Source organism: Vibrio splendidus, from assembly GCF_024347615.1.
In the GTDB taxonomy this organism is placed as follows: domain Bacteria; phylum Pseudomonadota; class Gammaproteobacteria; order Enterobacterales; family Vibrionaceae; genus Vibrio; species Vibrio splendidus.
In genome coordinates this window covers 1424224-1449276 of record NZ_AP025509.1, presented here as the reverse complement: position 1 = coordinate 1449276, position 25053 = coordinate 1424224, and the positions used below count along the sequence as shown (strand labels likewise).

At 43.6% G+C, this 25053-nt stretch carries 25 protein-coding genes; 17 read left to right on the top strand and 8 right to left on the bottom strand.

Going from position 1 to position 25053, the window contains the following annotated elements; all coding sequences use genetic code 11:
• Positions 1 to 29 precede the first annotated feature (29 nt).
• Complete coding sequence (locus OCU90_RS23620) at positions 30 to 1277, top strand: anaerobic sulfatase maturase (protein WP_061021007.1); 1248 nt, start codon at positions 30 to 32, stop codon at positions 1275 to 1277.
• 107 nt (positions 1278 to 1384) lie between these two features.
• On the opposite strand, the gene OCU90_RS23615 is transcribed toward OCU90_RS23620, so the two are convergent.
• Positions 1385 to 1975 carry a TetR/AcrR family transcriptional regulator gene (locus OCU90_RS23615; protein ID WP_061021005.1) on the bottom strand — a complete coding sequence of 197 codons (591 nt, stop codon included), beginning with the start codon at positions 1973 to 1975 and terminating at the stop codon, positions 1385 to 1387.
• A gap of 320 nt (positions 1976 to 2295) precedes the next feature.
• On the opposite strand from OCU90_RS23615, the gene OCU90_RS23610 reads away from it, so the two are divergent.
• The 8 genes from OCU90_RS23610 to OCU90_RS23575 all read left to right on the top strand — a co-directional run bounded on the left by OCU90_RS23610 (position 2296) and on the right by OCU90_RS23575 (position 9343).
• Positions 2296 to 2952: a QnrS family quinolone resistance pentapeptide repeat protein gene (locus OCU90_RS23610; RefSeq protein WP_017078472.1), complete on the top strand. Its 657-nt coding sequence runs from the start codon at positions 2296 to 2298 to the stop codon at positions 2950 to 2952.
• 119 nt (positions 2953 to 3071) lie between these two features.
• Entirely contained in the window at positions 3072 to 3503 is a 432-nt protein-coding gene (locus OCU90_RS23605; protein ID WP_061021003.1) for a GNAT family N-acetyltransferase, read from the top strand.
• A gap of 551 nt (positions 3504 to 4054) precedes the next feature.
• Positions 4055 to 4498, top strand: a complete 444-nt coding sequence (locus tag OCU90_RS23600; protein WP_061021001.1) for a PTS sugar transporter subunit IIA — start codon at positions 4055 to 4057, stop codon at positions 4496 to 4498.
• Positions 4499 to 4527: 29 nt separating this feature from the next.
• The gene (locus OCU90_RS23595; RefSeq protein WP_081089938.1) at positions 4528 to 5940 is read left to right on the top strand and encodes a PTS mannitol transporter subunit IICB; all 1413 of its coding nucleotides are present in this window, start codon (positions 4528 to 4530) and stop codon (positions 5938 to 5940) included.
• A gap of 48 nt (positions 5941 to 5988) precedes the next feature.
• On the top strand, positions 5989 to 7260 hold the full coding sequence (locus OCU90_RS23590) for a zinc-binding dehydrogenase (RefSeq protein ID WP_061020999.1): 1272 nt from the start codon (positions 5989 to 5991) through the stop codon (positions 7258 to 7260).
• 56 nt (positions 7261 to 7316) lie between these two features.
• Positions 7317 to 7835, top strand: a complete 519-nt coding sequence (locus OCU90_RS23585; protein WP_162267336.1) for an MltR family transcriptional regulator — start codon at positions 7317 to 7319, stop codon at positions 7833 to 7835.
• Between the two features lie 8 nt (positions 7836 to 7843).
• The gene (locus tag OCU90_RS23580) at positions 7844 to 8578 is read left to right on the top strand and encodes a nucleoside/nucleotide kinase family protein (RefSeq protein WP_061020997.1); all 735 of its coding nucleotides are present in this window, start codon (positions 7844 to 7846) and stop codon (positions 8576 to 8578) included.
• A gap of 18 nt (positions 8579 to 8596) precedes the next feature.
• Entirely contained in the window at positions 8597 to 9343 is a 747-nt protein-coding gene (locus OCU90_RS23575) for a phosphatase (RefSeq protein ID WP_061020995.1), read from the top strand.
• A 137-nt stretch (positions 9344 to 9480) separates the two neighbouring features.
• On the opposite strand, the gene OCU90_RS23570 is transcribed toward OCU90_RS23575, so the two are convergent.
• A complete protein-coding gene (locus OCU90_RS23570) occupies positions 9481 to 9696 on the bottom strand; it encodes a hypothetical protein (protein WP_081089937.1) in 216 nt (71 codons plus the stop codon).
• A 449-nt stretch (positions 9697 to 10145) separates the two neighbouring features.
• Here OCU90_RS23570 and OCU90_RS23565 point away from each other — a divergent pair, with 449 nt between their 5' ends.
• Positions 10146 to 10406: a DUF5062 family protein gene (locus OCU90_RS23565; protein ID WP_017084902.1), complete on the top strand. Its 261-nt coding sequence runs from the start codon at positions 10146 to 10148 to the stop codon at positions 10404 to 10406.
• Positions 10407 to 10611: 205 nt separating this feature from the next.
• On the opposite strand, the gene melB is transcribed toward OCU90_RS23565, so the two are convergent.
• Together melB and melA are read right to left on the bottom strand one after the other, a co-directional pair.
• A complete protein-coding gene (melB, locus tag OCU90_RS23560) occupies positions 10612 to 12039 on the bottom strand; it encodes a melibiose:sodium transporter MelB (RefSeq protein WP_061020993.1) in 1428 nt (475 codons plus the stop codon).
• A gap of 72 nt (positions 12040 to 12111) precedes the next feature.
• Complete coding sequence (gene melA / locus OCU90_RS23555) at positions 12112 to 13464, bottom strand: alpha-glucosidase/alpha-galactosidase (protein ID WP_061020991.1); 1353 nt, start codon at positions 13462 to 13464, stop codon at positions 12112 to 12114.
• A 327-nt stretch (positions 13465 to 13791) separates the two neighbouring features.
• Between melA and melR the strand changes: the two genes are divergently transcribed.
• Positions 13792 to 14811, top strand: coding sequence for a transcriptional regulator MelR (gene melR / locus OCU90_RS23550; protein WP_061020989.1), 1020 nt, complete (start codon positions 13792 to 13794; stop codon positions 14809 to 14811).
• 53 nt (positions 14812 to 14864) lie between these two features.
• Here melR and OCU90_RS23545 read toward each other — a convergent pair whose 3' ends face one another.
• On the bottom strand, positions 14865 to 17108 hold the full coding sequence (locus tag OCU90_RS23545) for a hypothetical protein (RefSeq protein WP_061020987.1): 2244 nt from the start codon (positions 17106 to 17108) through the stop codon (positions 14865 to 14867).
• A gap of 297 nt (positions 17109 to 17405) precedes the next feature.
• On the opposite strand from OCU90_RS23545, the gene OCU90_RS23540 reads away from it, so the two are divergent.
• Together OCU90_RS23540 and OCU90_RS23535 are read left to right on the top strand one after the other, a co-directional pair.
• Positions 17406 to 17561 carry a DUF5993 family protein gene (locus OCU90_RS23540; RefSeq protein WP_004732395.1) on the top strand — a complete coding sequence of 52 codons (156 nt, stop codon included), beginning with the start codon at positions 17406 to 17408 and terminating at the stop codon, positions 17559 to 17561.
• A gap of 9 nt (positions 17562 to 17570) precedes the next feature.
• Positions 17571 to 18122 carry a disulfide bond formation protein B gene (locus OCU90_RS23535; protein ID WP_004732394.1) on the top strand — a complete coding sequence of 184 codons (552 nt, stop codon included), beginning with the start codon at positions 17571 to 17573 and terminating at the stop codon, positions 18120 to 18122.
• 107 nt (positions 18123 to 18229) lie between these two features.
• Here OCU90_RS23535 and dpaL read toward each other — a convergent pair whose 3' ends face one another.
• From dpaL to OCU90_RS23520, 3 genes are all read right to left on the bottom strand, one after another.
• Positions 18230 to 19408, bottom strand: a complete 1179-nt coding sequence (gene dpaL, locus OCU90_RS23530; protein WP_004732392.1) for a diaminopropionate ammonia-lyase — start codon at positions 19406 to 19408, stop codon at positions 18230 to 18232.
• 126 nt (positions 19409 to 19534) lie between these two features.
• The gene (locus OCU90_RS23525) at positions 19535 to 19918 is read right to left on the bottom strand and encodes a RidA family protein (protein ID WP_004732389.1); all 384 of its coding nucleotides are present in this window, start codon (positions 19916 to 19918) and stop codon (positions 19535 to 19537) included.
• A gap of 22 nt (positions 19919 to 19940) precedes the next feature.
• Complete coding sequence (locus OCU90_RS23520) at positions 19941 to 20618, bottom strand: helix-turn-helix transcriptional regulator (RefSeq protein ID WP_061020985.1); 678 nt, start codon at positions 20616 to 20618, stop codon at positions 19941 to 19943.
• 342 nt (positions 20619 to 20960) lie between these two features.
• Here OCU90_RS23520 and OCU90_RS23515 point away from each other — a divergent pair, with 342 nt between their 5' ends.
• The 4 genes from OCU90_RS23515 to OCU90_RS23500 all read left to right on the top strand — a co-directional run bounded on the left by OCU90_RS23515 (position 20961) and on the right by OCU90_RS23500 (position 25052).
• A complete protein-coding gene (locus OCU90_RS23515; protein ID WP_061020982.1) occupies positions 20961 to 22124 on the top strand; it encodes a M24 family metallopeptidase in 1164 nt (387 codons plus the stop codon).
• 95 nt (positions 22125 to 22219) lie between these two features.
• Positions 22220 to 22990: a maleate cis-trans isomerase family protein gene (locus OCU90_RS23510; protein ID WP_017082838.1), complete on the top strand. Its 771-nt coding sequence runs from the start codon at positions 22220 to 22222 to the stop codon at positions 22988 to 22990.
• Between the two features lie 23 nt (positions 22991 to 23013).
• A complete protein-coding gene (locus OCU90_RS23505) occupies positions 23014 to 23976 on the top strand; it encodes a DMT family transporter (RefSeq protein WP_017082837.1) in 963 nt (320 codons plus the stop codon).
• A gap of 80 nt (positions 23977 to 24056) precedes the next feature.
• Entirely contained in the window at positions 24057 to 25052 is a 996-nt protein-coding gene (locus OCU90_RS23500) for a DMT family transporter (RefSeq protein WP_061020980.1), read from the top strand.
• Position 25053: the final 1 nt, after the last annotated feature.

Here is a 25053-nt window from a genome sequence, read left to right as displayed (position 1 = left end):
ACAATAACTTTTACATCGAGGCACTCTTCATGACGACATTATCGCTATCAAATTTGAGTTCAGTTCCGCAGTTCAATGGCAAAGCACACAGCAAACTTCAGGCGTTAGCAAAACCGATTGGTGCGGTGTGTAATATCAGTTGCACCTACTGTTATTACTTAGAAAAACAACAGCTGCTTGAATACCCAAAAGGCTCTCAATATACGATGGATGAAGCTCTGTTAGAGCGTTATATCAAGCAATATATAGAAGGGCAGAATACACCTGAAATCATCTTTTCTTGGCATGGTGGAGAGCCTACCTTGTTGGGGATTGAGTACTTTCAAAAGGTCGTCGCCCTGCAGAAAAAATATTGCCCTAGCCACAGTAAGATCAGCAATGACCTTCAAACCAATGGCACTTTATTGAATGATGCGTGGTGTGAGTTCTTCAAGAACAATGACTTTATCATTGGCGTGAGTATTGATGGACCAGAGCACTTACATAATCACTACCGAACCAACCGTGCAGGCAAAGGCACTTTTTCTCAAACAATGCGTGGCATTCGCTACTTGAAGCAACATAACGTCGAGTTCGCGACCCTAAGCTGCGTGAATGATGTGACAGGTAAATATCCACTAGAGGTTTATCGCTTTCTACGCGATGAAGTGGGTTCGAAGCAGTTGCAGTTTATTCCTGTGGTTGATAAGCGCGAAGCTCACACCAACAATAAATGGTTGAGCAACCAACAAGCGATCATTCCCGTATCAGGCGAGGTTGAAGCTTGGAGTGTCGATTCAGTGCAATGGGGAGAATTCCTCACTACCATTTTTGACGAGTGGTTCGAACATGATTTTGGACAAATATTAGTGCCGTACTTTGAAAATTTTGTCGGAGTGTGGATGGGCAGAGAAAGCACCATGTGCACCTTGAGTGAGATCTGCGGCAAAGGGTTAGCGGTTGAGCCCAATGGCGATGTGTATTCATGTGACCATTATGTCTTTCCTGAATTTCAGCTGGGTAATATTCAGGGACAAGCACTTTCAACTTTAGCCTTTTCGTCAAAGCAGCAGAGTTTTGGCTTCGCCAAACAGAAGTCTCTGCCGAAACAATGCCAAGCCTGTGAGTTTAAATTCGCATGCCATGGGGAGTGCCCCAAAAACCGCATCATCAAAAGCCGCGATGGTGAGGCAGGGTTAAATTATCTCTGTGAAGGATGGCTGAGCTTCTTCAAGCATATCGACCCGGTTATTAAGGGCTTACTCAAAGCCAATAATATTGCGTCTCGTCTGGGGTAGCGGAGTAGGCGTGAATGAATTCAATCAAGATTTACAATAAGTAGAAGGCTCGCTAAATTATGCGAGCCTTTTGGTTTTTGGTTTTTGGTTTCTGGTAACGGGTATATCTAGTCAGCCGATTCTTGGGCTGGGCTCATGGCAAGAATGGTTTCATCCATGGCATTGTTTAGAATCGAACGGTTACGCTGCATAGCGGCCATGAGCGTTGAGCCTAGCCATAGGCCATAAAGCATTCGAGACAGCGATTCGGGCTCTGCGATCGTGAAGTCACCGGTCTCATTGCCTTCTTCAAATAGCTTCGCCATACGCAGGATGATCTTTTCTGCGCCTACTGCCATTGTGGACTGTAACGGGTTAGCAGACCCAGATACTTCTCCCGCCAGTTTTACGACAAGACATTGGATATTGAAGTCTTCAGTCAGTTTCGATGCACACCAAAACTCGAAATAGGCTTTTACGCGGTCACGACGAGAAAGCGACTCATCACTTAAAAAGTCGTCTAGCTTAGCGAGATGCTCATCAAAGTAGTTAGTAAGAAGGATCTCACCAAAGTGTTCTTTGGATTTGAAGTAATGGTAAAAAGAACCCTTCGTGCCTTCCGCTTGGTTGATGATTTTCATCAGGCCAACACCAGCAAACCCGTGTTCATTGATAAGGCTAAACCCTGCATCGAGCATAGCTTGTCGCATGTCTTTCATTGTTCTTACTCTTTATGCTGAGAATGAGGAATAGTGTAACGAGCAACATACCAACCGTCCAGTCTAGCGCGTTAGGACGCGGTCAATAATTGACTCGTTTCGTCAAAGTAACTTTTTCTCTTATTGGTACTTCTAAGCGACAAAACTTTTTTCAAGATAAGCACATCCTATAAATCGAAAATAACAACCTTAAAGGGCTTGTTTGGTGCCTTAAAATGGCTAAATTAGGGTGTTTTAAGTTGCTGTTTTTGTTGGTTTTTAATTTGGTGTTTTCTTAAGATCGCAATGGTAGTCTTAGCTTAATTTCTTTAGGGGGCTAAATGGACACCAATAACAGCACTTATCATCACCACAGTTTTGCTCAGCAAGACTTATCAGAGCTTACATTTACAGCCTGCACGTTTATCCGTTGTGATTTCAGACGTTCGAACTTGCGTGATGCGACGTTTATTAACTGTAAGTTCATCGAACAAGGCGATATTGAGGGATGCCACTTTGATATTGCCGACTTACGAGATGCAAGCTTCCAGAATTGCCAGTTGGCGATGGCGAATTTTAGTAACGCGAATTGCTATGGTATTGAGCTACGTGAATGCGATTTGAAAGGGGCGAACTTCACTCGTGCGAATTTTGCCAATCAGGTAAGCAATCGCATGTATTTTTGTTCGGCATACATCACGGGTTGCAACCTGTCTTACGCTAATTTTGAACAAGCTTGTTTAGAGAAGTGCGAGCTGTTTGAGAACCGTTGGATAGGCACTTACCTTGGCGGCGCGTCTCTGAAAGAGTCTGATCTCAGCCGAGGAGTGTTCTCGGAAGACGTATGGGGGCAATTCAGTATGCAAGGTGCTAATTTATGCCATGCTGAATTAGAAGGGTTAGACCCTCGCAAGGTAGACACGTCGGGGATTAAAATTGTCGCTTGGCAACAAGAGCAACTGCTTGAAACCATGGGTATTGTGGTCATGCCTGATTGATAGGGCTAGCGAAGCGAGTAAATGGTATAGAGAATGCGGTTGTATTGTTTTTCTAACCATTGATAAACTACTGGCTCGCGGCTGCACATGTTTATATTCAGTTTAATCTAGAGAAAATTATGACTATAGAAAATGTGCTTCCTGAAGATTATGCAGAAATGCTTAAGGTTTGGGAGAATTCGGTCCGAGCAACTCATGACTTTATTACAGAAGAAGATATTGAGTTTTTTAAACCTATCATCATGGAACATGCGTTCCCTGCGGTTTCTTTGAAATGCGTTAAAAATGAAAGAGGTTCGATTGTTGGCTTCGTGGGTGTCCATGATGCAAAAGTAGAGATGCTTTTCGTTTTAAATGAAGTTCGAGGGCAAGGCGTAGGTACGGTGTTGTTGCAACATGCCATTAAGCAGTTAGCAGCCACTAAAGTTGACGTTAATGAGCAAAACCCACAAGCGGTAGGTTTCTATCAGCACATGGGGTTCAAAATTGAATCACGATCTCCAATTGATGACATGGGAAAACCATTTCCAATTATGCATCTGACGCTGTAAGACTCGGTTGTCGTATCACTCGGTTGTAATCAACCACAGTCGCTAGAAGAAAAGCCCAAAGCTAATAACTTTGGGCTTTTCCGTATTTGGAGTTTCGTCTGACTTTTTATGCAGGTCGTTTGTATGTCGTGAGGCTGGATGAGTGAGTTAGCAGCTTGTCATGTCGTAAAATTTCAGTTGAATGGTGCTTGGATTTCATACGCGATCTCGGTCACTGATTTTAGCGTGTTACATGCCTTGCTTTACGAATGCAAACATAACCATTATCACAATTAATTTATGGTCAACTGGCCAAATTGAACTCACATCTCATTTTGTTGTTTTAAATTAATTTTAGTTATTGAGTTCAATGTCAAACTTAAACTATTGACTTGTTTTTAATTATAAATTTGTTATTTAGTTACAGGTTAAATTTGAGGGGTAACGCAGAAATATCCGATTGACAGTTATTTATAGGTGACTAAAGTCACGTTTCTTTGCCATTTCTCTATTCGGCAACTTCCATTGATAATAATCCCAACAACAACGAACAAGAATAACTGGGATATATTATGCTTTATGACCTTATTGACCACGACTTAATTGATGTCATTAACCACTCTGAATATAAGTGGGAAGATGCAGTTAAAGAAACAACTCGTTATTTGCAAGATAAAGGTTACGTTACCAATAACTACGCAGACGCGATCATTCAGTCAACGCATGATAATGGACCTTATTATGTTCTTTGTCCAGGTATTGCTATGCCTCATGCCCGTCCAGAAGCAGGTGTACTAAAGACTGGGTTGGGTATCCACGTTTTTTCAACCCCAGTTGATTTCGGTTCAGAAATGGGACCAGCGAATGTTTTATTAACATTAGCTGCAAAGGATTCAGATACACACATCGAGGTTATTCAAGCACTTAGTGAAATGTTAGTTGATGAAGAAAATATTGCCAAGCTGGCGGCTTCATCTTCAAAAGCTGACGTACTTGAAATTATTAAAAGCTACTAAGAATAACCTTTGAAAATAAGGAATATACAGTGTCTACAAATATAAGAGCAAGAGTGCAATCTTTTGGTGGTCATCTGACCGCGATGGTATTGCCAAATATTGGAGCCTTCATTGCATGGGGCTTTATTACTGCATTATTTATTCCAACAGGTTGGATGCCTAACGAATATTTTGGTGAATTAGTTGGTCCGATGATCACTTATTTACTTCCTCTGCTTATTGGTTATACCGGTGGACAAATTGTCGGGGATAAGCGTGGTGCAGTTGCTGGTGCGATAGGTACTATGGGTGTTATCGCTGGCGCTGAGATTCCAATGTTTGTTGGCGCAATGATCATGGGTCCATTGAGTGGCTGGGTGATCGTTCAAATCGATAAACGCTTACAAGACAAGATCCCTTCAGGTTTTGAGATGGTGGTAAACAACTTCTCGCTAGGCATTTTCGGCATGTTGATGTGTCTATTTGCTTACGCGATTGTTGGTCCTGCTGTGACTGCTGCGAACCTATTCGTTAAGTCGGGTATCGAAGCGCTTGTGGCAACTGGTTTTCTTCCGTTACTTGCCATTATTAATGAACCCGCAAAAGTACTGTTCCTAAACAACGCTATCGACCAAGGTATTTACTACCCACTAGGTCTACAAGCGGCGGCGGAAACGGGCAAATCGATCTTCTTTATGGTGGCGTCAAACCCAGGTCCTGGTCTAGGTATGCTTTTGGCTTACGCGAAATTTGGTCAAGGTCTAAGTAAGAAATCAGCACCAAGTGCAATCATCATTCACTTTTTCGGTGGTATCCATGAGCTGTACTTCCCATACGTGCTAATGAAGCCAATCATGATTGTTGCGATGATTGCTGGTGCAGCGACAGGTATTGCAACGTTCAACTTACTTGATGGTGGTCTGGTTGCTGGCCCTAGTCCGGGTTCGATTTTCTCTTACTTAGCACTCACACCAAAAGGAAGCTTCTTCGCAACCATCGCAGGTGTGGCTTCAGCAACGGTTGTGTCTTTCCTTGTCGCAAGTGCAATCCTGAAAGTGAGCAAGAAAGAACAATCAGAAGACGAGTTTGAACAGTCGATAACCGACATGAAAGATATGAAAGCAGAAGGTGTGGTAGCAAAAGCATCAGCTCAGGCTTCAACAGAACAGCCAAAAGAAGTAAAGAACATCAAATTTATTGCCTTTGCATGTGATGCGGGAATGGGCTCAAGCGCTATGGGAGCATCGACTTTCAAACGCAAACTAGAAAAAGCCGGTTACGATGTTCAAGTTAAAAACTTTGCTATCGAAAAAGTCCCAACTGATGCCGATGTGGTGGTGACTCACGAGAGCCTAGAGAATAGAGCGATTAAAGCAACGGGTTTACCTGTGGTCACTATCAAGAACTTCTTACATGACCCTGCATTAGACAACCTAATGAACACCATAGGTCAACAAGCTTAATTTAAATTTTGGGGGTCACTAAGTGGTCCCAGTTTCGGAGAGAAAATCATGACTCAAACAACTGCTGCTGTTATCCGTGGTGAAAAAGATGTTCAACTTAGAACGTTCGATCTTCCAAAAATTTCTGATGATGAACTATTAGTTAAAAATATCTCAAACAGCATCTGTCTTTCTACTTACAAAGCAGCACTGTTAGGCAGCAACCATAAACGTGTACCGGGAAATATTGCTGAAGTACCTGTAATGACAGGCCATGAATACGCAGGTGTAATTGTAGAAGTAGGTGCTAACTTACAAGACCGTTTTAAGCCGGGCGAACCATTTGTACTGCAGCCAGCAATGGGTTTGCCAACAGGCTACTCAGCAGGCTACAGCTATGAAACGTTCGGAGGCAATGCGACGTACTCAATTATCCCTAAAGTAGCAATCGACTTGGACTGTGTATTGCCTTACAAGAGTTCGTACTACGCTAATGCCTCTTTAGCTGAACCTATGTCATGCATCATTGGTGCGTTCCACGCAAGCTACCATACAACGCCTTATGTATATGAACATCAAATGGGCATCAAAGAGGGCGGCTCTCTTGCATTGTTAGCATGTGCAGGTCCTATGGGAATTGGTGCAATTGACTACGCGATTAATGGTCCAGTCAAACCAAGTCGAATCGTTGTCACCGATATTGACGAAGCGCGCCTAGAGCGAGCTGAGAGCCTAATTTCTGTATCAAAAGCAGCAGAAAACGGTATCGAACTGTTCTATGTGAATACCGCTAAGTTAGAAGATCCTGTCTCACACCTTAAGCAGTTGAATGATGGTAAGGGGTATGATGATGTCATGGTGTATGCCGCGGTTGCACAAGTGCTTGAGCAAGCGGATGAGTTGCTAGGCAATGATGGTTGCTTAAATTTCTTTGCTGGCCCAACGGACAAGCAGTTCAAAGTACCATTCAACTTCTATAACGTTCACTACGAAGCGACTCACATTGTTGGCACTTCTGGTGGCTCTACGGGTGATATGGTCGAGTCTATTGAGCTTTCAGAAGCGAATAGAATCAACCCTTCATTTATGCTGACACACGTTGGTGGTCTAGAAGCGGTACCGCATACTATTCTCAATCAGTTAGATATTCCGGGTGGCAAGAAATTGATTTACCCACATATCGACTTACCGCTGACAGCGATTGACCAATTCCATACACTGGCAGAGCAGTCTCCATTCTTTCTGGAGCTTGATGAAATTTTGAAAGCCAATAATTACGTTTGGAATGAATTGGCAGAAAAAGCGCTACTTGAATGTTATGATGTGAGCTTAACCGTTTAATATGGTTCATTATTGTGGTGGCGAGTCAGCCACCACTGCTTCATGAGGTAATTGATATTTTGTTGCAAGATGAATTATTGGATGCATTGGAACAGTGTGATTCCGCGACGAGTTTGATCGAAGCGTCTAATAAGTTAATAAACCAAAAACTGAAAAAGCTATTACCGAACGTGTTTGTTCAAGATGCTTTGGTGATGGAGTACGCCGTCGTACCTCTTTTAAAAGAAGATGGGCCTCTTGTGACAACCGACGTCGCCTCTAAATTGATGTTTGCGATGGGTAAGATCTCTTTGGAAACCTACGCAGATATTGGCTTATTCGACCAAATGTATGAATACACTAGTAAGCAATCGCAAGTACTGACATTTGGCGATGACATGGTTTACGACTTCATCAGTAATCAATCAAACCTCTCGAAAGGCAAAGATAGCTTCTACTTAGATTCAATTAACCAATTAAAATTCTCGTCATTCGATTCATTCACTCAAACACGTTACGAGTCGCTGATTAAAACAGTGCTGAAACTCTGTTGCGAGAACTTGTTGGGAAGTATTGAGAAAGAGATATTAGGATAAGGTTGAACATGAAAGTTTCCTTAAATGTGAGTGGCTTTGAAACCGAAGCGACATTCCCTGATAAAGATATTGAACAGATTCATAAACCACTGGTTGAAAAATTTACGCGACTTTTTGAGCAGAAAAAAGAACGTACGATAATCTTTTTGTGTGCCCCTCCTGGCAGTGGTAAATCGACGTTAGCCGCGTTTTGGGAGCATTTGTCCCATCTACAGACCAACGTTGAGCCACTTCAGGTATTGCCATTTGACGGTTTTCATTACCCCAATGAGATATTGGACTCAAACTACATCGTTCGTGATAAAGAGAAAATTAAACTCCGTACCATTAAAGGCTCTCACGAAACGTTCAATTTAACCTCGTTGATCGATAAGTTGAAACAGCTGAAAGTAAAAAATCCTACGTGGCCGTACTACGATAGAAATCTTCATGATCCTGTGGATGACGCAATCTCGGTAGACAAGAACATTGTCGTGATTGAAGGCAACTGGTTGTTACTGAATGAGCCTGTTTGGAATGGATTACATGAGTTGGCTGATTTCACCATCTTCATAGACACTGACGCTAAGTTCCTCGAAGAGCGCTTAGTAAACCGCAAAGTGCGAGGAGGTAGCTCATTAGAAGAGGCGGTCGAGTTCTATAAAAATTCAGACTCAAAGAACGTCGATAAAGTGTTAGACCATTCTATCCCTGCTGACCTAACACTCTTCATGAATCAAGACGGTTCGTTTCAAATCAATTAAACAATTTAGGAGGTCATAATGGAGATTGTTGTCGACAGCCATACTCATACATTGGCAAGTGGCCATGCCTATAGCACCATTATCGAAAATGCACTGGCATCGAAAAATAAGGGGCTAAAACTCCTTTGTACAACGGATCATGCTCCTGAAATGCCGGGAGCCCCCCACTACTGGTTTTTCAATAACCAAAGGATTTTGCCCCGCTTTCTGCACGATGTAGGTATCTTGCGTGGTGTGGAAGCCAACACACTGAACACTGCTGGGGAGTTGGATCTTCCTCCGTCTTCTTACCAACACTTAGACTGGGTGATTGCGAGCTTGCATGAGCCAGTTTTCAAGCCATCGACGGAACAAGAGCATACACAGGCGTTAATCAACGTCATTAGGAGTGGCAAAGTCGATGTGCTAGGGCACTTAGGGAACCCAAACTACAAGTTCGATATGGAAGCGGTTCTGTTGTGTGCAAAGGAGCACAATGTTGCGATTGAAGTGAACAATACGTCATTGACAGGCAAGAGCCGAAAAGGAAGCGATGTGCGATGCTCAAAAATTGTCGAGATCGGCAAGCGAGTTGGCGTTTACTTTTCTACAGGTTCTGATGCGCATTTCTGTGAAGAGATTGCTCTTCTGGGTCTTGTAAAAGCATTACTTGAAAAGCACGGTGTGGAAGAAGACAAAATAATCACTACCTCAACATCCCGCTTTTTGAATTTTTTATTATTGCGCGGTAAGAGTCGAATCGAAGAATTTGCACACTTATATTAAGTGCGTTGTTGAGTTAATGATTACTGGTATCAAAAGCCCAAAGCTAATAACTTTGGGCTTTTCCGTATCTGGTAACCAGCATTTTATAATGAATTTTTAAAAAGAGAATGCTTGGTGGTAGAGAACTGATTGGCTGATTAATGCATGCCTGAGCGCATTTTGTCGGCGAGCGCAAAGAAGACAAAAACGACGAAACAGACTAGGGCAACACACAGTGAAGCTAAGATCGTTGTGGCGTCTTTTGATATCAATGGAATGGTAATAGAAGCTAGCGCTATCAACATAACAAGGATATGTACGATTCGACCCGGAATAGGATTTTTATGACAGAATGAAGCCCAAAGGTAACGCATTTTTAACACCAGTACAAAATTAGTGGTTTTATTCTATTTGCTTAGTGAGTGTTTTGTAAATAACTATATCACTATTGATGACTGTAAATTTGATCAAAGTCGTCTTAGTATAAAACTGGTTAAATAACATGGGTTTATTGTTGTTTTAAGCAGTGATTCTTATCTAAATGATAATCATAGTATTCCGTATTCTTTGGAATGCTAAGTCAAATATGATTAGATTTTTTGTTTTTTGACTTAAGATCTCATTTACTGAGTGTTTTATTAAGAGACCGTTTGCTTATAGGTGTTGGTGTCGTAACTATCAATCGAATTAGAGTCATTCTAGAGCCTGTTATTCGTTTTATGTTATTTATCAAAGCGACGCCTCAAATTGAGACCGAAGTAATCTTGTGAGTTTTTCGGTTTGATATACTCAGTATTCACTCGATAAAGATGATGGAGATGATATGTCGAAAACCGCGAAGATCATTAATGAAGATAAGCTGGTAAAAAAAGCAGTTGAAGTCGGTTTTAAGATGGCAAAACTACAAGGTTTTGATTTGCCACATTCATCCCAACCGATAAAGGTTAAAGCGGTGTACTTGTTCCTTGTTGAAGTTAATCAGATCACACCGTTACCTGACGATAAGCTTGATGGCGCAAATATCAAAAAGCGTTTAGCACTCTGGCTTCATAAGGCACTACCGGACAATGACCCGCTAAAATAGAGAAGTTGTAAATACTGGTGCAGTTCACCTGATTTGAACTGATGATTGGCAATCTTTCCCCTTATCTCACTTATTGTTTTAATGTACGAAAGCCTAGCGATTACTCGCTAGGCTTTTTAGTTTCCGGGATTTTTTGCATCGATGATGTGCTGATTGTTTTGATTTTAGTTTTCTGTTCCCAGTTTCTTTGACTTATTACTTGGGTCTAAATTGCTTGTACTGGTTTGGTTGGCTTCGAAGCTTCTCCTGTATTTGAGCCATCGTTGGTGATGTGGTCATACTTTTCAGTGAGGTGATCTTGAATTTTTTGGTGATAAGCACCGTTCAGCTTGTAGAAGCGGAAGTAGATGATTAACGCAATGGCAAAGAAGAAAGCAGGTAGGCCGACCATGATGCATTGCATGCCAAATACGGTTTCAGGGCTTTGCACTACGTTAGGCACATAGTCGACGGCAGTGAGCGAGATGCCGATGAAGAAAGCGGCAAATGCAGAGCCTGCTTTTACGACCAAAGTTTGCACCGAGTAAGCGATACTTTCACAACGAGCACCTAGTTTAAACTCACCGTAATCGACCGTGTCGGCAACCATGATCACGTTGAGTACCCAGAACAGGGCAGTACCGATTTGTAGGAACACACCCGCCGTTGAAATCAACAGAATGCTTTGTTTGTCGTACATGCCAACATAGATCAGAACAGCACTACCTAAAATAGGGAAAGTGGAAGCACAAGCCCATAGGGTGCGGCGTGAGAACATTTTTGCGAGTTTAGGAAACAGCACCAGTGTGATGAGGTTTGCGATGCCTGCATAAGCCATGTAGTAAGGGAACAACTCTTCGTTACCTACAACATAGGTGAAGTAGTAAACCGCGAAGGCTGTGATGATGTTGGTCGCTAAGTTGTAAGACAGTGCCATGCATAGAACGCTGGTCAATTGATCGTTTTTGTAGATAAGTGACAGTAGCTTTTTCAGTGATACTTTTTCTTCAGGCTGTGTGGCGTCCAGGTTTGCGGTTGAATAGCGTTCTTTGACATTACGCAGTGTGATAAACGTAGAGACTAAGAAACAGGCAATCAACAGTAGCGTAAATATTTGAAACCCAAACCCCTTGTCGTCACCACCTACATAGTTGACGAAAGGCATTGCAATGGCAGCGGTTACTATCCACGCGAGGCTCGCAAAGAAGCGAGGATATGGGACTAACTCTTCGCGTTCGCGTTTATCTAAGGTGAGTGTTGGGACTAACGACCAAAAAGGAATATCCATTAGTGTATAAGTCATGCCCCACAAAATATAAGTGACAGCGGCGTAGGCGATGAGCCAAGGACCTTCGATGTAGTGTGCACTAAACACCATGAGTAGAACGATAGAGTTGGCGAGCGTGCCAATTAAAATCCAAGGTTTGAATTTGCCCCAACGGGTGCGCGTATTGTTGACCAACCAGCCCATAATTGGGTCGTTGACCGCGTCCCAAATACGGGCGACGAGGAAGATGGTGCCGACGGTAGCGGCAGAAATACCGACTACATCCGTGTAGTAAAACATTAGGTACATATAGACGATGGTGATTGCGAAGTCTTTACCAAACGCCCCAAAGCCATAACTTAGCTTGGTATTCATAGAGATACTCATTACCACTCCTTACGCCTCCTCTGTGAGAAGGCGCTAATATTCACGTTATTGTATTTTTTTATTAGTATGAAATTACTTGTTAACCCACTCTGGTAACCAACCCTCATGAGCCTCAATCAAGTCGTCAACCAGCGCGTATATCTCTTCTATTCCAAGTACAGCGGCTGTATGTGGGTCCAGCATTGCAGCATGATAAATACGGTCGCGGTTTTCAGTGAGGATGGCTTCCGTTAATAGAGTTTGAACATTGATGTTGGTCTGCATTAATGCGGCCAAGTGGTTAGGTAGGCGACCAGCTTTGATCGGTTGCACACCATTCGCATCAACTAAACAAGCGACCTCAACACAGCAGCCTTGCGGTAAGTTGTCGATCAAGGCTTCATTTTTCACATTGCCGTAAATGACGCTCGGAGTACCTGTCCAGATAGAATTCATGATGGTGCTGGCGTATTCATGAGACTCATCAACGGTAATTTTGTCAGCTGTTTTAAATTCTTGAAGGTCGCGTTTCCAATCGGCAATTTGCTCGACACAGCGCTTCGGGTACTCATCAAGTGGCACTTTATAACGTTCAATTAAATCTGGGCGATTCGGCTTGATAAAGTAGGGGGTGTATTCCGAAAAATGTTCAGAAGACTCAGTCACAAAGTAGCCCAATTTTTTGAACATCTCGTAGCGAACCAAATTTGTGCAGCGACCATTGTGATAAATACCCGGTTTAGACGCTTGACCACTCTCAAAGGCTTCAAGTAGATCCGGATAAATATCGATGTACTCACCACTTGCTGTTTTCTTTTCAAGAGTGAGGTAGTAAGCCATGTGGTTGATGCCAGCGCACGTATAGCGAAGGTCTGAATAATCTAAGTCCAAGTCACGCGCTAATTCTTCTGCTGTGCCTTGTACTGAGTGGCATAAACCGACTTGTTTGATGTGTGGGTATTTCTCGTACATCGCCCACGTGTTCATCGCCATAGGGTTGACGTAGTTGAGCATAGTGGCGTTCGGACAAACCTCGGTCATATCTTCACACACGCTCCAAAGGTGAGGGACTGTGCGTAACGAACGCATAATACCGCCTGGGCCGAGTGTGTCTGCGATGGTTTGTTCCAGGCCATGGCGTTTACACACCTCGAAATCAGTGACCGTACAAGGTTCATAACCGCCGATTTGAAAAGCGATGACAACGAAGTCTGCATCTTGTAGTGCCTCTTTTTGATTTAAGTGACACGAAATAGAGCCAGTAGCACCAGATGATTCCATGAGTTTACTGACGACTAGGTGTGACTCTTCTAATCGGGTCTCATCAATATCCATCAGGGCGACATGAGCGTTTTGTAGTGCAGAACGATGGAAAACGTCACCAAGAATGTTCTTAACAAAAATGGTTGATCCTGCACCGATGAATGTGATTTTAGGGTTTTGCATAGTGGAATCCTTTATCTCTCTGAGTTCTTTGTTGATACAGACAAATTACACCTAGAACCCACGTCGATTCGTCTCAGATAATCAAATAGCTCTCCCGTTTTCTAATATTTTAAAATCATTGAATGGAAATCTTAGGAAATGGGATAACTTGCTGGCTTTTGAGGAGAGGGGCTGTGCAATGAAGCGAGTTTTGCACTTAAGAGACTGACTCTAATCACATTGTATTGATCTTATGAAATGGGGTATTTCGGCACTATGATCGCCTTCAGAGTTTTATTATCGAGGAACTGCTAAAAGTCATTTATACGATTTCCTAAGGAACGAGATATGCCGCAATCAACCCCTGATACGCTGAGAATTATCACTTTAGATAAGTACTCATCCGAGACCGTGTCGGTAAGCCCGCTTTCTCTTTATTCTTCCTATGAGCAAATCGATATCGAACTTAGAGCTCCTCACTCCATGCCCGGCTATCATTGGCATGGTCAAATTGAGGTGAATATTCCTTTTGGGGACGATGTGGAATACATCATTAACGGCAGCCCAATCGTGGTTAAGAGCGGATCGATTGGCTTGTTTTGGGCATCGGTACCTCATCGACTCACCAATCCCGGCCAAAGCCATAATATGGGGATCATCAACATACCGATTCATCATTTTATGTCGTGGACTCTCAGTAGAGATTTAGTCAATCAGATAACTCACGGCAGTGTGTTGCAATCGAATTCTTGTTCGTTAGTGAGTGAATTTGAAATTGCCCGATGGGTAGAAGAGATCAAGCATTCGTCAGAAAGTCGCCAGCAGTTGGCCATCGATGAAATTGGCTTGATGCTTAAGCGAATCTGCCTTGATGGTTGGCAACAACTGCTCGTAAATCGACAGGACAAATCGACCTCAAAAGGGGTGTCGAAACACTCTCAATTCTATGTAAGCCAAATGTTGGAATACATCGCCACGCATCACAACCAGCCATTAACCGTGAAAGATATCGCAGAACATATTGGATTACATGCCAACTATGCAATGAACGTATTTCAACGAACGATGCAGATGACCATCAAGCAGTACATTACTGCGATGCGCATCAATCATGCTCGCGCTTTACTGAGTGATACTGACAGAACCATTCTCGATATCTCACTCACGGTGGGCTTCAATTCGAGTAGCCGATTCTATGAAACCTTCCAAACGTACATTGGCGTCACGCCGACGCAATATCGAAAAATAGCGAGGGAAGATCACCGGTGGAGTAGTCATGGAGCCAGTCCCGTCTACGACCTTGAGAAAGGCGCGTGTGATGGTAAAAGGCCGCTAACGGTCACCGAGAACTTAAAGGAAAAGTGGTAAGTGTTTATTGCGTTGCGTAAAGATGGCTAATACATTGAACACTTAACTAGGGGTTAATAAAACAGAAATAGCCCTTGATACCCCCCAAGCTTAACTTCATTTACATAGTCGCCAATATTGCCATTCACATCGACGGGCCTCATTGGCTTGTTTAATGGAATACTGAGTTTCGGTGCCGAATAGAAGTCACGATTTTTACCATAGAAATCGGTTCGATAAAGTACGCGACCTTGCTCAAACTCTCTTGCGAGCACCATCTCTTCTGAGCCGCCTTCTACGATGTTTGTTTCCGAACGATAAAGAAAATAGGTATAGGTTGGTAACAGCTGAACCTTACCGTTTGGCAGATCAGCATGCACAACTTGATGCTTGGTTGAATCGCCGACAATGGTGTAGTCACTGGGTGTTGAGTGTGTGGTCGAAAGCATCAACGGAATGGGCTCTAATGCATTCGGAATCCGGTTGGCTGGAAAGCCTAGGTCGACCTTGAGCAGTTGTGTCGGTCGGTAAGCTATGTTTTTCGGCACACCACTCTTCCAAAAATTCTCTTCGGAAGTATTGCCGCTGCCATACACATAACTGTTATTCCACTGGTTAAAATAACTATGCTGTGGCTGGTAACTGAGGTAATAAATAGCGAGGGTTGAATACTGATCTTGTTGCCAGTTATCTTGGCTGTTACCTAGGTATTGAACGCGCCCATAGCGAGTAGTGGCTTGGAATATAACGTTTGAATCAGTGTTAGCTAACGCTGAGCTATCCCAAAACTTAGACAATCCGGCATAACCACTAAAGCCTGTAGAGGGGAATAAGTAGTGCTCCCTAAAGTACAGGTTTCCTGAGTCAATTAAGTGTGATTGCCCGTTTCGGCCATAAAGGTTGGCCGTTCCAATATTAAGGCCAATTGAAAGAGTGTCGTCGTTAGCTGATAACCGTTTGAGAAAGGCTGCGAATTGCGTTTTGTATTGCTTATCCGCTTCATTAGACCCTACGACAAGACCAAGCTCTTGAATGGTTCCTCCTGAATAAACCTCAAATTGGTTGCCGCCTAAAAGCTTATTGGTATCGTCGTTGTAGGCGCCATTGAGCCCTTGTTGCCCCCAATGTTTGGAATAGTAGTTTCGCATCAACATCAGTAGATCTGGGTTAGCAAGGTTGGTCAATGACCATGATGAGTTTTGGTTCCACATTCGGCCGAAAGGAATGACGCGAGACTCCCAACGAAATCGAGCAGTAGCCAATTTGTTGTTCCTATTTTTATATTCAACAGGTGATAAATAGTTGTCTTGGTCGAGATCGGCTGATTGGTCAAAACCACGGATCTTGCGCCAATACTTGGTTTCGTTTGGTGGTTGTGAATCTGTCTTTGAAGTCTGCAGATCTTTGAGTACGATTCTCGGGAAATAGTCCTTCAATTGAACTTGATTTAAGCGAGGGCGGATATCATTTTGGCTCCCTTGCCAGCGTACTCTAACAATGTATAAACGCCCGCCATCTCGAATAAACGTAGAACCAAAATACTGACCCCCACCATAACTCTGGCCACTTCCATCATGAGTATTTGCTCTTACCCAGTTAGATGGGACTCGCCAGTTTACGGCTTGGTTTCGGGTCATGTTGCTTGTGTTATCTTCCGTTATAACGACGTTAGACCATGCCGTGACTTTGCCCTCAATATTCATCGATGATGGATACTCAATCTGAAACTCTCCGCCCTGTGCAAAGTGTGAAAATTCAAATGCTAAGTGATTGAATTTCTCAGAGTGATAAACGTAGAGAGCGCCACCTTTGTCGAAATATTCAAACACATCAGCATCCCAAGGTGGTGGTTGATAAAGAGAAAAGCCCGCGTGCTTTTCATCAGCGGTATAGCCGATAATCATAGGTTTGCGATTTAAAGTGGTATTGGCACCGTGACTCGTATCAGGCTCTGCCAGAATCGTGTCTTCTGAAAAATGTAGGAAAAAATCTTCGTAATCAATGCCATTTCGCTCTGCGGCATTTCTAATTTCGTTTTCTAATTCTCCTGAATTCAGATCCAATTTTTGGTTGTACATATAACCAATCGCGCTGACGCTTTCGTTATCATTTTTATCGGCGTAAGCCCCAAACACTAAGTCACTATTGTTGACCTCCCAATCGATCACCTCTCTGGCTGATAAGGGGGAGCCATGTAAATTGAACCCATTCTCATGTTGGCTTGGTAGCACAATGGTATAGCTTGCCAAGCTGGTGTTTGAAGACACAAGGCATGTGAAGGGAAGGGCCAAGAGTTGTCGAGTACGGTGTTTTTTCATCAAGCTTCCTAGTCACAATGGGAGCGATTTAATATCAGCCAAATTAAGCATCTCACGCTATGTCAGTGTAGCAAAGCACGGTATTGGGGTTCGGTGTACATCGGGAGGTTAGCTCGAATAGATATCAGCATATAGCTTCTAACTTGACAGTTTGGAGGTTACTAACAACTATTAAGTTGATGATTTTAAATCCGTAATCCATTGGTTCACCTAAGGTGAATGACTAAGGAAGTAGGTGCGGGTGTTTTATGATGTTCAATATGACTGAACTCGATAAATAAGGAGGGGATGCCCCTTATGATGTCTTTACTGTTTTTGTTATTACTTGTAGCGATGATATGTGCTTTTTTTGGTACAAAGACCGCTGCGTATGGCTTTTTCGCTAGCTCAGTGATCCTTGGTTTGTATTGGTTCAATCATCATGCGACTGATCCACTCTCGATCTTATTGTAAGGAGCTAGCATGAATCGAAATCAGTTAACTCTCTTGAATACGCTTGGCCTGCTAGGCATGACAGCCGTTTTATTGATCGGCTTTGTTCTGCAGTTCGTGTTAAATGAACTTCCTTGTCCTTTGTGTTTGTTGCAGCGCATTGGTTTTGTGATGGTGGCGTTTGGCTTCATGCTGAATGTGGTTTATGGGCCTCAATCTCGTCACTATGGTGTCATTCTGATTGGTGCTTTGTATGGTGTGGCCACATCGCTAAGACAAGTCTCTTTGCACGTAATTCCCGGAACACCGGGCTACGGCAGTCCTATTTTGGGAATGCACTATTACACATGGGCATTTGTACTGTTTGTGGCGACGATTCTTGCTGTGTCGGTTATTTTGATGCTGACCAATAAGACCGAATCTCATGAACCTTACAAGATGGGCAATTTCGGGCGGATTGTGTGTCTACTGGCAATCGCGGTGGTGGCATTGAATGCTATTGCTACGTTTGTGGAGTGTGGGCCATATCAGTGTCCGGATAACCCGGTGAGCTATTGGTTACTCAATCAAGGTGCGAGTTAGAAAAATGGTGCTTTGAGAGAGCGATTAAAGAACAACTGGCAAAAGAAAAGCCACAGCGTTCGCTGTGGCTTTGTCGTTAGTGTTGTGGAGTTTATTACCGTCAGCAATTAGCTAGAGTGGTGCAATCCATTCCAAACGATGTCGCGGTAACGTGTTTGGTTGGTGTCGCCTTCCGTGCTGAAGAGCATGATGGTTGCGTCTTCATTTAAGCCTAGAGTGTCACGCGTTGCTTGGTCTGCGCCCTCTCGGCAAAGTTGGTAAAGAAGACCTAGTGTAATCGCACCTGACTCACCGCTGATGATTTGGCTGTCACCTTGTAGTGGGTTACCTAGAACACGCATCCCGTTTGCTGAAATACTGTCATCAACCGAGATAAAGTAGTTACTGCAATCACGCAATACTGGCCATGTCACTGGGTTTGGTTCACCACACGCAAGGCCCGCCATTATTGAGTTCAACTCACCAGTTACGTTGACCATTTCGCCTTTCTCGCCTGAGCGGAAAATACAATCTGCGGCTGCTGGCTCTGCAATGATGGTTTCAAATGTATCTGCGCCTAGCTTGTCTGCAAGGTAGCCTAATATGCCGCCTGCCATTGCACCTACGCCAGCTTGTAAGAATACGTGAGTTGGAGCGCTAAATTCTTGCTCTTGAACTTGCTCGACGGCTTCGTCTGCCATGGTCATGTAACCTTGAGAGATCCATGTTGGGATCTCTTCATAGCCATCCCATGCTGTGTCTTGAACTAGCATCCAACCGTTGTCTTGAGCGGTTTGGTTCGCCATGCGTACCGTGTCGTCGTAGTTAACTTCCGTCACGATACACTCTGCACCTAAACCTTGAATGCGGTTAACACTGGCTTGAGACGAGCCTTTTGGCATATAAACCACAGCTTTTTGGCCCATTTCACGAGCCGCCCACGCGACACCAGTGCCATGGTTACCCGCTGTTGCTGTCGTAAATACAAGTGGCTTATCCAGTTTTGAAGCAACGGTTTTAAGGTTGATCTCAGAAATATCAATGCCAAGGTGTTTTGCCAATTGGCGACCCAGAGCGTAAGAACCGCCGAGTACCTTGAACGCATTCAAACCGAAGCGTTTTGATTCGTCTTTTACTAGGATCGCTTTAACACCAAGGTGATTAGCAAGATTAGGAAGAGAGACAAGTGGCGTTGGTTGGTAACCTTCGATCTGACGGTGAAACTCACGCGCTTGTTGCGCTTGAGATGCAGTGAATAGCTCGCAAACTTGTCCAGTGTAGAATGAATTTTTTGATAGTTTTAACATAGGGCACACTTAGATACAGGCAGAGGAATTAAAGGCCATCAAGCGATGTTCAATGACCTTACTTTGTCGTTAATAACATTACATAGTTATTTTTTGCTATACGCAGTCACTAAAAGCAATACGTGATTACTTGATGTAAGCGATCGCTTCAACTTCGACTAGTGCGTCTTTTGGCAAACGAGCGGCTTCAACACAAGAGCGTGCTGGCGCGTTCTCTGTACCAAATACTTCCGTGTACACCTCGTTAAATGCAACGAAGTTTTCCATATCAGATAGGAAACATGTGGTTTTAATAACGGTATCCAGTGAGCCACCACTTTGTTCCAAAACTGCTTTTAGATTTTCTAGTGACATACGAGCTTGCTCTTTGATGCCACCTTCAACAAATGCCATTGTTTTTGCATCAAGCGGTAATTGACCTGAAGTGAAGATTAGGTCTTTGAATGCCATACCTTGAGAGTAAGGGCCGATTGCTGCTGGTGCTAGATCTGTATGGATTTTTGTTTTCATTTCGTTTCTCTTTATATGATTTCTATGCTCTAAACTCGCGGATGTATTTGTAAATAGCGTGGCGAGTAATACCAAGACGCTCAGATACGAATGCTGTCGCCTCTTTTAATTCGAAAATACCGTTCTCAAGCAACTGCTTGGTAATGGCTTTGTTTCGACCTTTTAAGTTGACTGACTCATCGTTGTCGACTTCAAAAATAGCGTGCTCAAGCGCTTGCTCAATCACTTCTGTTGTTGAAGCTCCAAAGTTCTCATGCACACCCACAGGGGCATGAGCCATGTCTGGCATTAAAGTTTTTATGATCTCAGGAAACGGGTGAGACAAGTTCATATTGATACAGAACAGCCCAATTGGTTTGCCACTTTCTCCAGCTAGTACACAGGTCGTAGACTTAAGTAACGATCCATCTTTGCTGGTGGTGAAGTAACTCTTTGGCGTGACCTCACCAGTGCTCTCAAACACACTCAGCATCTTCAGCCCCAGATCGGTGATAGGTGACCCTACTTCTCGACCCGTGTGGTGTCCGTTCACTATCTTCACTACCGACTTTTCAAAGCTCTCGAATGAATGAATCACAACCTCACAGTGCGGACCAATAAAGTCGGCAATGGTTTCGGCTAAGCGAAAGTTCAGTGCGAGATGCTCTCTGTCATTGTCGGTGAATTCTACGTTAAACGATTTATATGCTGATGCGTTCATTTTAGACCACTGTTGTTAACTTTAATTGCCTTTCATTATCTTTGGTTACTCGATGTATTTCAAGTTGCCAATTAACTTTATGTAACTATAAGACTATATATCCGCTTCCTACACAAGCCTAAAGTTACAAATAAGTACCTAAAATTGATCGTAATCAACAACATTTCCAGTTTTAGATGCTTTCTGGTCACTATAGTTAACCCTAAGATCTTGGTCACATTATTTAACTTAAATGTCAGTAAGATGCTCACCGTAACGTAAACAAAATTGAACTATAGGGTTGGTTACTGGTTGTGAAGAGCAGCAGAAGTGCCTACCTAAATACAATAATTAGAGGTTCCAATGACTAACTACCTAAACCGCGGCTTTGAACAAGCTGAGTTTGAACACAGAACATCACGCGCTCAAAAAGTCATGTATGAGATGAATCTGGATGCGATGATTTTCACAACCGAACCCAACGTTCGCTACTTCACTGGCTTCCACACTCAGTTTTGGCACAGCCCAACTCGTCCATGGTTTGTCATCGTTCCTGCAGAAGGAAAGCCGATTGCGATTGTTCCTGAAATAGGAGCAAGTGGTATGGCGGGAACATGGGTCGATAACATTATTACTTGGCCTTCTCCTCGTCCTGAAGATGATGGCATTAGTTTAGTAGCTAGCGCATTGAACTCTCTGCCTTGTCGTCATGGCCGAGTAGGCGCAACGCTGGGCATTGAATCTCACCTACGTATGCCTGTGAACAATTACTTGAAATTAACCACCATGGTTAAGAAAGACTTTGTTGATGTGTCTTTAGCAATGCATGAACTTCGTCAGATCAAGTCACAAGCTGAAATCGAGAAAACACGTGAAATCTGCCGCATTACCAATGTTGGGTTTAGCAAGATCCCTCAATACGCAAAAGCCGGCATGACCGAGCGTGAAATCTGTAAACAGTTCCGTATCGATATGTTGTTAGAAGGTGCGGACGAATGCCCTTACATCATCGCAGGCTCAGGGCCAGATGGTTATGACAGCATCATCATGGGTCCTACCGATCGCATCATTGAACCGGGAGATGTGTTGATCATCGATACGGGTGCTGTACGCGATGGTTATTTCTCTGATTTCGACCGTAACTGGGCATTTGGTCATGCAAGTGAGCAAACCAAAGCGGCATACCGCGCTACTTACGAAGCGACCACGAAAGGCTTTGAGGCTGCGAAACCGGGCGCAACCACGACTGACATCTACAACGCGATGTGGGGAGTATTAGAAGCCAATGGTGCATTGGGCAACGACGTTGGTCGTCTTGGTCATGGTTTAGGTATGGAGCTGACAGAGCGCCCGTCTAACACGGCTACCGACAACACAGTACTTAAGCCGGGTATGGTGATGACATTAGAACCGGGCATGGTTTACGCACCGGGTAAGTCAATGGTTCACGAAGAGAATATCGTGATTACTGAAGACGGCGCTGAATGGTTAAGCAAACGCGCAGAGCCAGAACTGATCATTATTTAGCTCAAAACTTAACACCTTACAAATTTAACACCCTACAAAAGCTGGCTCTGGACTCCAGAGTCAGCACATAAAAATTATAAAAATACGAGTTTCTCATGCAAACAATAGAACAGTTTCGTCAATTTGAAATCCCATTACAGCACGTTCAGGCCCCAAGAATTGGTCGAGTTCATATCGGTTTAGTACAACTAAGTACTGACCACTCTTTAGAGATGGACTGGGCAAAGTTACTGGGTACACAAGCGGGTGTGTTTAGCTCCCGCGTTTATTACAGCAGCGAGATGACACCAGAAGCGCTCGACCAAATTGCGGTTGGAATCAGTGAAGCATCAGATTTGATTGCGACTGGCTTACCGATGGATGTTATGGCGTTTGGTTGCACTTCAGCTTCTATCATTATTGGTGAAGAAAAAGTAGCAAACCTTCTTACACAAAATCGCGGTGATATTCCCGCAACGAATCCATGGACAGCTGCTCAAGCTGCATTTAAGCACTTGGGTGCAAAGAAAGTTGCCGTGTTTTCCCCTTATCCAACAGAAGTGAATTTCCCTCTTTATCAACAACTGACTGCCGCTGGCTTTGAAGTTCCTGTTTTAGGTTCACTTGGTATTGAGAAAGACACTGACATTACCACGGTTTCAAAGGAATCAATGATGGAAGCATTAAGCGAAATGCTGCCTGATTCTAGTGCCGATGTTGTATTTATGTCTTGCACCAACCTTCGTGTTCTTGACCACATTCAAGAGATTGAAGATCGATTTGGTATCCCTGTCGTGTGCAGCAACTCTGCGATGTTCTGGCATTGCATGCACCTAGTCGGCAAGACAGCTCAGTGTCCAGGTTACGGACAATTGCTAAATCAATAGCAACCAATGAAAGGAATTTAAAGATGAGTAATACAGTAAAAGGTTGGATCGCGGCCATTTTCATTGGCCTGCTATGGGGTATTCCATGGATCGTTGGAACACCAATTCTAGAAGTAATGGATGCACAGGTCTTGGTATGGGTTCGCTATACCGTAGCCTTCATTACCTTATTTGTGATTATCCAAGTCAGCAATGCGATGGGTAAACCACAGAAAAAAGTCGACTTTAAGCTTAATTGGGCAAATCGACACGACATTTTCTGGGCAGCATGTTGCGGCATTATTGGTCAAGGCGCTTTCAGTTTTTTATCGTTCCTGTCTCTTGACTACATCACTGCTTCAGAAAACGGCGTAATCCAAGGGCTTATTCCAATCATTATCTTGTGTGTTGGTTTCCTTCGTCATGGTGAACGTTTTACTCCAATGCAAATTTTGGCGGCGGTTGGTGCGTTCGCTGGTGTCGCTATCTTGGTAATGGATCCATCTGTTGAAGGCAGTGGTTTCAACATTGGTCACTTGATCTGTCTTGGTAGCGCGGCGAGTTTCTCTACGATGGCTTACGCTCGTGCGAAACTTGCTGAGAAATATGGCTCAGTGGCGACGATGTACCACCAGTTCATTTTTGCGGCAATCGGTTTTGGTCTTTATCTACTCGTTGTGGGGGCGGACTTCTCTTCAGCACTCGGTATTTTCAGTTCTCCACTTCGTATGGCTTGTATTGCAATTCTGGGTGTGGGTATTTCAGGTATCAGCTACCTAATCTACATCTATGCAATGGAACGAGTCGGCGTAGACGGAACGGGTATGGCACTTAACTTGATGCCTCTGTCTTCTTTCGTACTGGCTGTATTTGCCCTCGGTGAAGCGGTAACGCCAATGCGACTATTAGCGATTGCGGTCGTTATTGGCTCAATGATGCTGTTCATGAAGTTTGGTAAGGCGAAGAAAAAAGCGCCTCAGATGAAAACGGCGACAAACGCTAACTAACCGTCAACCACGATACAAATTACAAGTAATAAGGCGGTGTGCCGCACCGCCATTATCGAAAAATTATGGAAGATAGAAAGATGAACACAACAAACAGAGACACATTTTTAGGATGGACTGCCGCCATTGCCGTTGCCTGTATCTGGGGCGTAACAGGGGTGGTCTCTAAGCCGCTTTCTATGGCTGTTGATCCGATGACATTGGTATTTTCCCGCTACGTTACCGCGGTAATTGGCCTATCAATCATTTTCTTTTTTACATCACGTAGCAAAAACTTAAGTGCAGACTTAGGGTCTTCATTAAAGATCGATACCAAAGATATTGGACGTATTGCGCTTTGTGGCATCGTGGGACAAGGGGTTTTCTCACTTTTTAATTTCCTTTCTCTTTCTCATATTGGTGCGACTGAAAACGGTGTTATCCAAGGTATGCAGCCGTTCGCGACAGTCTTCTTCGGTATGATGTTTATGAACTTCCGTATGAACAAGATTCAGTGGGGCGCTTTCATCGCATCTGCAGTTTGTATTTACGCAATGAGTGTCGGGCCAACAAACACCATTGAAGGCGGTACTCCGCTGCTGGGTTATGTTTACGTGACATGCTCGATGCTGGCTTTAGCGTGGACGGCACATTTACGTGCTAGCTTAGCGGACAAATACGGCTCAGTGGTTTCCATGCTGTACCAATACATTTCGGTTGCTGTGATGGGCATTATCGTTGTGTTGACCATGGGCTTGGACTTGTCTCAGATTTACATTATTTTCTCTAGCCCGCTGTTGATTGCACTGCTTATTTTCTTAGGTACAGGCATTTCTGGTGGTAGCTACTTGATTCAATTGTATTCTTTCAAGCGTATCGGTGTAGAAAAGGCAACGATGGCATTAAACCTAATGCCTTTGGTTGGCTACTTAGTGGCAGTTGTGACACTTGGTGAGCAGATGGCCATGGGGAAAACCATTGTCGTTTCATTGATTGTCGTAGCACTTTACGTGTTCACTAAGTTTGAAACGAAGCAAGAAGAACAGACAGCAGAAAACTTAGCTTGCGATAAGAAAGCAACGCCAGAAGCGAGCTAAG

Coding starts and splice junctions, on each gene's coding strand:
- OCU90_RS23620 (WP_061021007.1), top strand. CDS start 30: ATGACGACATTATCGCTATCAAATTTGAGTTCAGTTCCGCAGTTCAAT.
- OCU90_RS23615 (WP_061021005.1), bottom strand. CDS start 1,975: ATGAAAGACATGCGACAAGCTATGCTCGATGCAGGGTTTAGCCTTATC.
- OCU90_RS23610 (WP_017078472.1), top strand. CDS start 2,296: ATGGACACCAATAACAGCACTTATCATCACCACAGTTTTGCTCAGCAA.
- OCU90_RS23605 (WP_061021003.1), top strand. CDS start 3,072: ATGACTATAGAAAATGTGCTTCCTGAAGATTATGCAGAAATGCTTAAG.
- OCU90_RS23600 (WP_061021001.1), top strand. CDS start 4,055: ATGCTTTATGACCTTATTGACCACGACTTAATTGATGTCATTAACCAC.
- OCU90_RS23590 (WP_061020999.1), top strand. CDS start 5,989: ATGACTCAAACAACTGCTGCTGTTATCCGTGGTGAAAAAGATGTTCAA.
- OCU90_RS23580 (WP_061020997.1), top strand. CDS start 7,844: ATGAAAGTTTCCTTAAATGTGAGTGGCTTTGAAACCGAAGCGACATTC.
- OCU90_RS23575 (WP_061020995.1), top strand. CDS start 8,597: ATGGAGATTGTTGTCGACAGCCATACTCATACATTGGCAAGTGGCCAT.
- OCU90_RS23570 (WP_081089937.1), bottom strand. CDS start 9,696: ATGCGTTACCTTTGGGCTTCATTCTGTCATAAAAATCCTATTCCGGGT.
- OCU90_RS23565 (WP_017084902.1), top strand. CDS start 10,146: ATGTCGAAAACCGCGAAGATCATTAATGAAGATAAGCTGGTAAAAAAA.
- melB (WP_061020993.1), bottom strand. CDS start 12,039: ATGAGTATCTCTATGAATACCAAGCTAAGTTATGGCTTTGGGGCGTTT.
- melA (WP_061020991.1), bottom strand. CDS start 13,464: ATGCAAAACCCTAAAATCACATTCATCGGTGCAGGATCAACCATTTTT.
- melR (WP_061020989.1), top strand. CDS start 13,792: ATGCCGCAATCAACCCCTGATACGCTGAGAATTATCACTTTAGATAAG.
- OCU90_RS23545 (WP_061020987.1), bottom strand. CDS start 17,108: ATGAAAAAACACCGTACTCGACAACTCTTGGCCCTTCCCTTCACATGC.
- OCU90_RS23540 (WP_004732395.1), top strand. CDS start 17,406: ATGATGTCTTTACTGTTTTTGTTATTACTTGTAGCGATGATATGTGCT.
- OCU90_RS23535 (WP_004732394.1), top strand. CDS start 17,571: ATGAATCGAAATCAGTTAACTCTCTTGAATACGCTTGGCCTGCTAGGC.
- dpaL (WP_004732392.1), bottom strand. CDS start 19,408: ATGTTAAAACTATCAAAAAATTCATTCTACACTGGACAAGTTTGCGAG.
- OCU90_RS23525 (WP_004732389.1), bottom strand. CDS start 19,918: ATGAAAACAAAAATCCATACAGATCTAGCACCAGCAGCAATCGGCCCT.
- OCU90_RS23520 (WP_061020985.1), bottom strand. CDS start 20,618: ATGAACGCATCAGCATATAAATCGTTTAACGTAGAATTCACCGACAAT.
- OCU90_RS23515 (WP_061020982.1), top strand. CDS start 20,961: ATGACTAACTACCTAAACCGCGGCTTTGAACAAGCTGAGTTTGAACAC.
- OCU90_RS23510 (WP_017082838.1), top strand. CDS start 22,220: ATGCAAACAATAGAACAGTTTCGTCAATTTGAAATCCCATTACAGCAC.
- OCU90_RS23505 (WP_017082837.1), top strand. CDS start 23,014: ATGAGTAATACAGTAAAAGGTTGGATCGCGGCCATTTTCATTGGCCTG.
- OCU90_RS23500 (WP_061020980.1), top strand. CDS start 24,057: ATGAACACAACAAACAGAGACACATTTTTAGGATGGACTGCCGCCATT.